Origin of the sequence: Methanospirillum sp. (assembly GCF_035406105.1) — an archaeon.
In the GTDB taxonomy this organism is placed as follows: Archaea; Halobacteriota; Methanomicrobia; order Methanomicrobiales; family Methanospirillaceae; genus Methanospirillum.
On the sequence record NZ_DAONKG010000078.1, the window covers coordinates 1 to 10,086 of the forward strand.

Genomic DNA, 10,086 nt, shown 5'->3' on the forward strand with positions numbered 1-10,086 from the left:
CCATGAGTTCTGTTCACGGATGTTTGCCATCTCGAACCTGAACGGGTTTAATCCTCCTTCCTTGGTAGCGGTACGGAAGGTTGGCTCGTGAAGACGTGGTGAACATGCTGCGACGACGACGCCAGTCAGGTTATACTCCTTGATCGCGTCATCGATCTTCTTCTGACCAGGGGTTGAGCACATGTACTGATACTGGTCTGCAACAGCTACATACGGAAGTGTCTTTGCGTAATTGACAACATCATCAATTGACAAGGATCCGGCAATGTTGGTACCACAGTGGCACACAAAGACACCGATTCTTGGTTCAGTATTTTCTGCCATGTCTTTGTCCTCCCTAAAGCACCTTCTGCAGGAACGGTGTGCAGTCGATAGCATGCAGATCAAGTGCCAGATCCTGTGGGCTCATACCCTGGGCAAGACCGAGGAGTTCGTTGTAGTGCAGAACCGGGATGTTGTACACATCACCGAACTTCTCTTTAATCTCGACCTGACCCCGGTCAAACTGAAGCTGACAGAACGGACACAACTCTGTGATTGCGTCAGCTCCTGCTTCCTGAATGTTAATGAGTTTCTCATTCGTGATATCAAGGGCATGGACGATATCATATCCACGGACACCACCACCGGCACCACAACACTGCATCTTGTTGCGATACTGGATCGGCTCTGCACCGAGGGCTCCAATAAGTTCCTCAAACCACATGGGGTTTTCTGTATCTCCAAAGTGTCTCTCTTTCTTTGGCTTCATGAGGTGACAGCCGTAGTGGGCAGCAACCTTTGCACCAGTAAGAGGCGTGGTAACACTGTCCTTAATCTTCTGGACACCACAAATCTTGTCATCATAATACAGTTCTGCAAGGTGCCATACATCGATGGTTCCCTTAAACTGCATATCAATCTCAGCAAGAACTTCGTTTGTCTTGTCGCGAAGTTCATCATTGTGCTTAAGAATGTGGTTTACTTCCCATATTGACTTGTAACAACCGTTACAGATGAGTGCAATATCTTTTTTCATCTCCTCTGCAAGGACAAGGTTTCGTGCTGCCATGGCGTACCAGACGTTCAGGTCAATAGACCCGAATGCACCGGGAGCAGGACAACAGCTGGCACCTTTCAGCGGGAGGAGTTTGATACCGACCTTTTCACTGGTCTTGATGGCAGACGCCTCACAGCCGGGGTACCGGTTTGGTGCAATACACCCAAGGAAAAATGCGTATTCGTGCACGTTTAGTCACCCTTCAGAATTCTGTCTGCATTCTCTTTCAGACCATAGTGGTCTATGATCTTCTGGATACCCTTGACAAACTCAGGATATGAGTGCGTTGTCGGTGGATCAGCAGGAAGACCGAGCTTTGTTCGTGCTGCACGGTTAACATCATTGTTTGGCACACCGTGACCACTGGAATAAATAAGCTGAACGGTCTGGAGGAAGTTCTTTGGAACAATGTCACGCTTGAACGCAAGGTTTCTCATTGCCATGATAACATCGGTCGGGGCGATGTCCCGTGGGCAGCGATCCGTACAGGAGTAACATGTTGTACAAAGCCAGAGATCCGGATCGGTCAGGGCTTCATTTTCAAGGCCAAGCACACAGCGTCTCATAAAGAGACGGATCCGGTATGAACTCCGGGGTGCTGACGGGCAGGAGCCGGTACAGGTACCACACTGGTAGCACATATTGGCAATAGTCCTGCTTGTCTTGAGAATGTTCTTGGTAAATTCAGGGTTGGTATCGCTCAGATGGTACCGGCGGTCCGCAAGTTTTTTGTCCAGTTCAGGGATGTTGTATGTTTTTGCAGCCATTTTACACCTCAATTACTGACCTACCGCCTTTAATTCAACAGAACCTGCCAGAGATGGCTGCTCTTTGACCTTTGAAGTTCTCGGAGTAAAGAGTTTTGCCTTTATCTTGTTAAAGAGATCAGTCTCTTTGCCCTTGATCTTCACGCTGTCACGGCGAAGGTAGATGATATCCTCACCAGGACATGCATTGACACAGGCACCACACAGGATACAGAAGTCCTTGTTGACTGCAATTTTTGCTTCAATCTCCCCTTTCATATCCTTTGCAGGCTTGGGGGTCGGGAGATAAATGGCATTTGCAGGACAAACATCAACACACGTGGAACAACCTCCCGGGCACTTCTCCGGATGGAAGGTTATCTCTCCTTCAAAGATTTTGTTCACGGTAATAGCTTCGGTCGGACAGTTGATTGCGCACCAGCGGCACGTACAGCAGTCCTCTTCGATGATATTCACGTTTCCAAGCTTTTTCTGTCCAATAACAGTCCGGGTAACCTTGATTGCCTCTGAGGGACATGCTTCTGCACAGACATTACACCCGTCACAATATGCTTCATCCCAGAGAACCTCACCCTCAACTTTTCCCTTTTCCGGGCTGAAGGGCTTGTGAAGTACATTGATGGCCTCACACAGGTTACCACAGATACCACACTTGGTACATTTCTCGTCATCGACTGTAAACTCAATCTTGAGTTCCACAGCCTGACCTTTTGCAAGTCCTTCTTTGTCCTCGCCTTCAAAGAGAGGGACATCGCGGTCTATTGCATCACGGGGACAAACATCGTTACAGATATTACATCTGACGCATTTGTCCTGATCAATTGCCGTTCCTTTGTCATATGTTGGGAATCCTTCTTTTTCCAGGATCGGCAGACGTTCTTCTCCATCAACTTTCAGAGTAAGAGCTGAGAACGGACACATGATGACACAGACACCACAATATGAACATTTTGTCTCATCGACATGAATGCTTGCAGCATCATCAACAAGTCCTCTCCGGACTCCTCCGACTGGCCCTACAGTGATTGCTTCTTCGGGACAGACCTCTGAGCAGATTCCACATCCAGTACAAATATCATTGTCAAGGATGAGGTTGTTTACCTGCTGGAGAAGTCTCTGCTCCATTATAACCTTAGACCCATCAGAGGTCTTGGAATACTTCGGAAACAGTGTAGACATTAAGATACCTCGGTTGTTCACAAATTCTGTTCCTGAAACGCTTGCATTTTCTCCGGGACCGGTCAGGCCTCTACAGCCTGAGGTGGTTGTCCGGAGAGCTGAATCACATCATATGGGCATGCATCGACACAGATACCACAACCAGCACAGAGCTCATACTTGACATCAAGGGTGATTGCTGCTCCGTTGATGACTTTGTATATCTTATCCGTGCTTGCAGGGTTAACCGTGAATAACTCCAGTGCATTCACTGGACATGCTACCACACAATTGTTGCAGCCGGTACAGCGTTCCATGTTTACATGAACTGCAAATGCCATATTTGTCGCACCAGCCTGATCGATTAAAAATCGACTGAACAAAGGTTGTTAGAAAATATAGATAAAGGTTCTGAAATAGATACGGATTTTTTTCCCTCAAAAAGGTGAAAAAGTAGGGGTTTTATTTTAACACCTTATATGTTGTAAATGAACAAAGATTACCGATGGAGCCCACATATTTCATGATAAATCATGATAAATCAGTCCCTCTCTTTCTCTTGCAGATGATAAAAAACCGATAATATCGTTTTAATGTTCTGATTAGCTTAAAATTAACCTTTTTTAGTCAACTTAATTATGTGCAGGCTATTTCCTTGGCGTTTTTATTTCATTAACCTCTGTATTCCATCCGTTTTAATGAAATATCTATTCTCGTAAGTTTATTTTTGGTCTTTAAGCGGACAATAAACCCTGCGTGCCAGATTTACTCGTAATAATTTAAAAAAAGACAGATAAACATATTTTGAAGTCCCGGTTTTTTTGTACCTATCTATTGTTTTGTATGAATATTTTGCAGGCCGCATCTATGGTCTTTATTTGTGCAACAGGGTTCATTTATATGGTATCATCCACCATAAATCATCAAAAACTGTACTGCAAGGCAAGGATTTATCCGTGCCTGCAACTGAAGATACCGTATCCGACATGATGTATCAGGTCCCTACAATCTGTCCATATTGTGGTACCGGGTGTTCAGTGAATCTTATTGTTCAGGATGGGAAAATTACAGGAACCACCCCGAATATTCGTTCTCCAGTAAATGAAGGGAAACTATGTCAGAAGGGTACATATTGCCATCAGTTCATTCAGAGTCCAGACCGGCTCAAAAAACCCCTGGTTCGAAGAGGGGATGTCTTTGTTGAGACTGACTGGGAATCAGCATATCAACTGATTGCCCAAAAACTAAAAGAATATCGCCCGAGTGAAATTGGTGTTTTAGCATCAGCACAGTGCTCGAATGAAGATAATTATGTGCTTATGAAATTTGCCAGGGGTGTTTTAAAAACCAATAACCTGGATCATAGCGCCCGGCTCTGTCATGAAGCAACCATGATCGGTCTTTCTTTCTCCTTTGGAAATGGAACTATGACGAATTCTATCTCCGATATTGGGTTGTCAGACTGTATCATCTGTCTTGGATCAAATCCTTTTGAGCAGCACCCCCTCGTTGGCAGACAGATAATCCGTGCTCAGGCATCCGGTGGCAAATTTATCTATGCAGATCCCCGGTATACTCCGACAGCCATCCAGGCCGACCTGTTTCTCCAGTATTCAGGTGGGTTTGATGTTGCAGTGCTCAATTGTATCATGGCTGAGATCATCCGGAAGGGGTGGGAGGATCAGGAATTTATCAATACCCGCACCCGTGAGTATGATTCATTCAAAAGAACTGTACTGGAAAGCACCTATACTCCCCATCATGTGAGCCATCTGACCGGTGTTTCCAGGGATGATCTCCTGAAGGCTGCGGAATGGATCGGGACAGCAGAGCGGTGTATGTTCCTCTGTTCACCGGGGCCTTTATATCGGTCCGGAGGAGTTCATACTGTACAGGCAATTGCACATCTGATGATGCTGACCGGTAATATCGGAAGACCCGGAGCTGGTGTGTGTGTACTTTGTGGTCAGAGTAATGTGCAGGGAACCTGTGATATGGGGTGTCTTCCTGATTTTTTCCCAGGATACCAGCCGGTTACGGATAGTTTCGCTTACCAAACCGTCAAGCAGATCTGGAACTTTCCGGATGGTATTGCACCGTCAAGCAGGGGCCTTGATATGAACCGGATGTTTACGAAGGCTGACGGGAAGTATGGGGGTATAAGGGCATTGATACTGGCAGGGGAAAACCCGTTTGAGAGCGGACCTGATCCCCAGACTGTTCATCAGGGATTGAAAAACCTTGATTTTTTGGTTGTTTCCGAGATTTTTTTTACCAAAACATGTGAATATGCAGATATTGTTCTTCCTGCCGCCTGTTATGCGGAAAAGGATGGGTCGGTTACCAATACGGAGCGACGGGTCCAGCGGCTCCATAAAGCAGCCTCACCTCCAGGTATTGCAAAACCTGACTGGCAGATAATTACTGAGATCGCTTCTATAATGGGATATGCAAAGCAGTTTCCCTATACTGAGCCCGCTGATATCTTCAGTGAAATAACCAGGGTATGCAATCCATATCAGGGGATGACCTTTGAACGGATAAGTCGACCGGATGGGATCTGCTGGCCATGTCCGTCTGTGGATCATCCCGGAATGTCGATCCTGTATACAGATCGGTTTCTTCATCCGGATGGGAAAGGGGTGTTCTGTCCGGTTGAGTGGAGACCCCCTTCAGAAAAACCTAATATGATGTACCCATTTCTGCTGATATCAGGGAGGATTATCTGGCACTGGCATACCGGGATGATGACTGGAAAGAGTAAAAATCTCAGTGATGAGGTACATGAAGTATATGTTGAAATACATCCGGGCGACGCAGCAAAGGTCAGAATATCTGATGGGGAGCGTATTCTGATCAGGTCAAAAAAAGGACAATTATCATGTAAAGCCAGGATTGTTCCCGAAATAATGCAGGGAATCATCTTTATGCCGACCCTTTTTGATGCAGCCGTACGCCGGCTGACCGGTACACGGGAGAGTGGTTTAGAGAAATCAGAATACAAATCGATCTATGTAGCAATTGAACCCTTGAGAATGGGTGATGGTCCTGTATGAATACCTGGATGAATACCCGGATGTGGTATGGATGGTCCACCAATGATCATATCCGGGAGCATGCTGCATCAGGGGGGCTGGTCACGGGCCTTTTACTCTCACTCCTCTCCTCTGGTACGGTGGATGCAGTCTGTGCTCTCCAAAACGGTGAAGATGTCTATGATCCAAGACCAGTTCTGATTACCAGTGGTGATGAGATCCTCTCTTGTTCTGGTTCCCAGTTTTGTGGCAGTATACTCACGGCGGACTGGGTTGTCAGAGCGGTAGAAAGAAGTCCTGGCATAAAGATTGCAGCGGTTGTAAAAGGATGTGATGCAAAGGCACTTGTTGAGCTGGTTAAGAGACGGAAACTTGACCGGGACGATCTCTATCTGATTGGGCTGAATTGTACCGGAACCTTCTCCCCGGTGCAGGCCAGATCATTTATACGGGAGGTCTGTGGTCAAAATCCTGACAAGATTGACTCGTTTTATATACGAAATGGCAGGCTCGTTATCGGATGTGGTGATCTTACTTTGGAATATCCGCTTGAGATCATCGAAGAGCGTGGATTTGGGAGGCGTGATTCATGCAGGAGATGTGATACTCCTATCCCCCGGCAGTGCGATGTGGTATGTGGAACATGGGGTCTGTATGGCGAAAATTCAGAGCATACCACGTTTGTTGAGGTCTGCACTCAAAAAGGATCATCATTTCTTGATCAGGCACGAAAAGACGGATATGTAACCATCGTTCCTGCAGATATGAAAGGCGTTGAGGCCAGGTTTAGAGTTGAAGCGGCGATGCTCACCATAGCAGAAAGGAACCGCTCACTCATGTTCTCAAGGATTGGGAACGGCCTTTCGCGGCTATCTTTTATTATGGATGAGACGAGCCGGTGTATAAAATGTTATCAGTGTTTTCATGCTTGTCCACTCTGCATCTGTCAGGAGTGTCAGACAAAAAAACCATGGCTGGTACAGCCTGGTGAAGTCCCGCCTCCTTTTACGTTCCATCTGATCAGGTTCTCACACATCGCCGACTCGTGCATCAATTGCGGACAATGTCAGGACAGATGTCCTATGGATATTCCGATCTCACTCATGATGCATGCTCTTCAGGGTGAACTTGAACAGATGTTTGGGTATCATCCGGGGAGACCTGAGGGAATGCCAGTCCTTGCGAAAGTCAGCCAGCGTGAAGAATGGGAGCATTATTATGGAAATAATTACCTGGAGATGCTTCGTCTCTTCAGCCAGAAGACTCCTGATACCAGAAATGAATAGAAGTCATTTCAGTCTATTAGTCATCTGTCCGATTGAGGTACGTGTGAGGATGGAAATCCACAAACCCTCAGGATGTCCTCTTGTGTCACATGTCGCTGCTGCCGCCGTCTGGATGAGAGATCTGACAGATGAAAGATGGAGAGCGGTATTGGCAGCCCGTACATTTTCGCATAACTGACTTCCGGAATATCACGGGAGAAAAAGTTACGAATCGTCCCCCTGTCTACAACAACACCCATCTCCTGGAGAATTCGTGCACTATGATTGTAGGGATGAATTCGTGCCAGCGTTATGCAGAGGTCAATGACTGGAGATCCAAACTTGGTGTTCGGATAAAACGGAGCTGATGCATAGCAGAGTTTGCCGCATGCCTTACAATAATATCTCGTAACAAGGACGTTGATTATTCGTTTCTCCCTGTCAATGATAATGGTTGCAAACCGTTTTTTCCGGATGTCGTGATACCTGACAACTCCCCCACAATGAGGGCAGCAGTCAAGAAGAGTAAATTCCATCCCTTCCAGTCCGGACAATGCATTCTGGACAACAGATGCAATAAGAGATGGTATTTTAATAATTTTCACGACAGACCTTCCGGACCGGTGCTCCTATATCATCTGGTGAGAGGAGTATTCAATTATCCCAGCGTATCCAGTTTCAATAAAATAAGATCAGGATGACTCATCATTCTGCTCATCCTGAATGATGGCTTTCGTATCCGGCTTATTCCTGGTATCGTTGGCAGGAACTTCCAGCAGGAGCAGGTTCATTATCCCGCTGCATGATTTGCACAGATAATATTCATCATGCCAGCACGAGCTGCACCCCGATCTTCCGCAGATGACACACTGACGTAGTCCTGATAAAGATCCGGAACTATGACAGAGATCACAGATATACCGCGAAAAAGATTCAGGATCCCTGTTTGGGGATTCATTATCCTTTCTCACCCGGCTGACCTGACTTTTTAGGGTCTGAAACATCCCTCCTGATGAATGAGTCTGGTTATTTTTTCGAATCAAGTGATCTTTCCAGTGCATCAAGTCGTGCCTCGAGGTCAGAGAGGTTCTGGATGAATTCATTCTCAAATTCTTTCAGTTCAGTAATTTTTTGTATATCAGCATCGAGTACCTTCCCTCGTTCATCCTTGAACCAGTTTAATTTTGGCCTGCCAACAACGCCGGCCTCCTCGACAAGCCGGGCAAATCGCCGGTCAAGATACTCATCCACCCTGCTTTCTACCGGTCTTCGAAGTGATATTCTCCCGGTCGTACCTGAAAAGAACCAGAAGAGTAGAAATATGAGGATGAGTATGATAAGAATAATCAGAAGAATTTCAGTCAGTGTCATTTCATTCGCTCCGAAATCCTGCGTATTCTCTCTTCCATGCGGTCCATCCGGTCTTGTGACTCTCGCTCAAATGATTTCAGACGCTCAACCTCATGTTTTACCTGTCTGAATCGCTGGGACAGATCCCTGAGATCAGCGGTTGTTCCAAGCTGCCAGTCATCAATCATCAGTTTCATCCGGCGGTCAAGATATGCATTCAAGTAGGTATCCAGATTCATTTTCCTGCCTCCAGTTTTTTGATGGACTTTTCAATACCTTCAGCCCGTTTTTTCAGCAAATCCTTCTCCGCATAGAGTCGCCCGACTTCATAGCTCAGGTACTCTAACTTTCGTGCATATTCATTCAGATCCGCCTCGGTGATGAGGCCCCATTCTTCAATGATGGAATCCATATTCCGCTCAAAGTAGGAGTCGAGGGTTCGTTCAAAGGTCGGGACCGAGATCGCAGTTTTCGTTTCAAAGCTGGTCAGATTATCAAACAATTTTCGTGTGACTCCTGATGTTTCAAACATATTACTCACCTAAATCTTTTTTTCCTCAGATTCTATCCGATCTAGCATCAGGTCTAGTTTTTCACGCTTGACATAATTTTCAAGACGTTTCAGTCTGCCTTCAATAGTCTTCTGTTTCATGAATATGTCAGTTTCAAGGGCAATATTAGATTCTTCAATCTCTTTGAGTGAAGCAATCTGCTCTGATGTTAACCGCAAAGCCGGCTGGACTCTAGCGGTCGTATCCTGCCTGAGTATCTGCAGTTTGTCACGTTCAAGTTCCAGTTCAAGTCTGCGGGTATTCGTCTTCATCAGTCTGATCTCCCTGATAATGAGGTATATCATCATAGAGATGACGAGAAGGACGGCAATACCAATCAGACCATCCTGGGAAAAGGAGATCTCCAAAATTATCCCTCCAGCATCCTGGTGACAAATCCTACAGCATCAGATGGCCCGGAAAGATACACAATATCATTCTCTTTTAGGATTATGTCTGCGTCAAGCCCCAGAATTTGATCCTTTCTCTGAACGGTCACAAGGGTTACTTCGGGGGGTATGGTTAGATTACCGATGGATCGCCCTGCTGCAAATTTTACCAGGACAGCCGCGCTCACTCCTTCTTTTCCAGTAAGTGCGGTTCGAATCTTCTTTGCCTCCTCCTGACTGAGGACTGAGAGTCCCTTCTCAATCTCAGGGCTGAGTTTTCCAATAGGAATTTTATCCCTGATGGCATCCGCAGAACTCCTGGCAGCCCTGCTGACTTTCTTTCCGATAGGTTTCGTGTCTTCCTTAACTTTTTCGGTCAGTTCCTTAGCTTTTGTGGTGATTTGTTCTGCAGTTTCCGCCGCACTTTTCTGAATTTTTCCTGCGGTTTCGGAGATTTTTGTACTAATTTCCTGAGCTCCCTCCTTCATCTGTCCGGCAGCTGATTCAGCAGCCATGCGGATCTGTTCCTCAA

13 protein-coding genes and 1 pseudogene are annotated in these 10,086 nt (G+C 46.2%); 2 read left to right on the forward strand and 12 right to left on the reverse strand.

Annotated features, from left to right (window positions below):
* The 5 genes and pseudogenes from PLA23_RS06165 to PLA23_RS06185 form a co-directional block, all read right to left on the reverse strand.
* A pseudogene (locus PLA23_RS06165) lies at positions 1–324 on the reverse strand (disulfide reductase); the annotation flags it as partial.
* Between the two features lie 13 nt (positions 325–337).
* Positions 338–1,228, reverse strand: a complete 891-nt coding sequence (gene hdrB / locus PLA23_RS06170; RefSeq protein WP_324329447.1) for a CoB--CoM heterodisulfide reductase subunit B — start codon at positions 1,226–1,228, stop codon at positions 338–340.
* A gap of 2 nt (positions 1,229–1,230) precedes the next feature.
* Positions 1,231–1,806 (reverse strand): CoB--CoM heterodisulfide reductase subunit C, encoded by a 576-nt coding sequence (gene hdrC / locus PLA23_RS06175; protein ID WP_324474455.1) that lies wholly within the window; start codon positions 1,804–1,806, stop codon positions 1,231–1,233.
* Positions 1,807–1,818: 12 nt separating this feature from the next.
* Positions 1,819–2,985: a 4Fe-4S binding protein gene (locus PLA23_RS06180; RefSeq protein ID WP_324329207.1), complete on the reverse strand. Its 1,167-nt coding sequence runs from the start codon at positions 2,983–2,985 to the stop codon at positions 1,819–1,821.
* Between the two features lie 62 nt (positions 2,986–3,047).
* Positions 3,048–3,305 (reverse strand): 4Fe-4S binding protein, encoded by a 258-nt coding sequence (locus PLA23_RS06185; protein ID WP_324329208.1) that lies wholly within the window; start codon positions 3,303–3,305, stop codon positions 3,048–3,050.
* A 615-nt stretch (positions 3,306–3,920) separates the two neighbouring features.
* Here PLA23_RS06185 and fdhF point away from each other — a divergent pair.
* Positions 3,921–6,020 carry a formate dehydrogenase subunit alpha gene (gene fdhF / locus PLA23_RS06190; protein ID WP_324474457.1) on the forward strand — a complete coding sequence of 700 codons (2,100 nt, stop codon included), beginning with the start codon at positions 3,921–3,923 and terminating at the stop codon, positions 6,018–6,020.
* The gene (locus tag PLA23_RS06195; protein WP_324329212.1) at positions 6,017–7,285 is read left to right on the forward strand and encodes a Coenzyme F420 hydrogenase/dehydrogenase, beta subunit C-terminal domain; all 1,269 of its coding nucleotides are present in this window, start codon (positions 6,017–6,019) and stop codon (positions 7,283–7,285) included. The genes fdhF and PLA23_RS06195 overlap by 4 nt, the downstream gene beginning before the upstream one ends.
* A gap of 20 nt (positions 7,286–7,305) precedes the next feature.
* On the opposite strand, the gene PLA23_RS06200 is transcribed toward PLA23_RS06195, so the two are convergent.
* The 7 genes from PLA23_RS06200 to PLA23_RS06230 form a co-directional block, all read right to left on the reverse strand.
* Positions 7,306–7,869 (reverse strand): hypothetical protein, encoded by a 564-nt coding sequence (locus tag PLA23_RS06200; protein ID WP_324329213.1) that lies wholly within the window; start codon positions 7,867–7,869, stop codon positions 7,306–7,308.
* Between the two features lie 87 nt (positions 7,870–7,956).
* The gene (locus PLA23_RS06205) at positions 7,957–8,268 is read right to left on the reverse strand and encodes a hypothetical protein (RefSeq protein ID WP_324474459.1); all 312 of its coding nucleotides are present in this window, start codon (positions 8,266–8,268) and stop codon (positions 7,957–7,959) included.
* Positions 8,269–8,290: 22 nt separating this feature from the next.
* A complete protein-coding gene (locus tag PLA23_RS06210) occupies positions 8,291–8,635 on the reverse strand; it encodes a hypothetical protein (RefSeq protein ID WP_324474461.1) in 345 nt (114 codons plus the stop codon).
* On the reverse strand, positions 8,632–8,853 hold the full coding sequence (locus PLA23_RS06215) for a hypothetical protein (protein WP_324329218.1): 222 nt from the start codon (positions 8,851–8,853) through the stop codon (positions 8,632–8,634). The genes PLA23_RS06210 and PLA23_RS06215 overlap by 4 nt, the downstream gene beginning before the upstream one ends.
* Complete coding sequence (locus PLA23_RS06220; protein ID WP_324329219.1) at positions 8,850–9,146, reverse strand: hypothetical protein; 297 nt, start codon at positions 9,144–9,146, stop codon at positions 8,850–8,852. Before PLA23_RS06220 ends, PLA23_RS06215 begins: the two co-directional genes overlap by 4 nt.
* 9 nt (positions 9,147–9,155) lie before the next feature.
* Entirely contained in the window at positions 9,156–9,533 is a 378-nt protein-coding gene (locus tag PLA23_RS06225) for a hypothetical protein (RefSeq protein WP_324329221.1), read from the reverse strand.
* 2 nt (positions 9,534–9,535) lie between these two features.
* Positions 9,536–10,086, reverse strand: a 551-nt coding sequence (locus PLA23_RS06230) for a TrkA C-terminal domain-containing protein (protein ID WP_324474463.1), incomplete at its 5' end; no start/stop codon positions are given.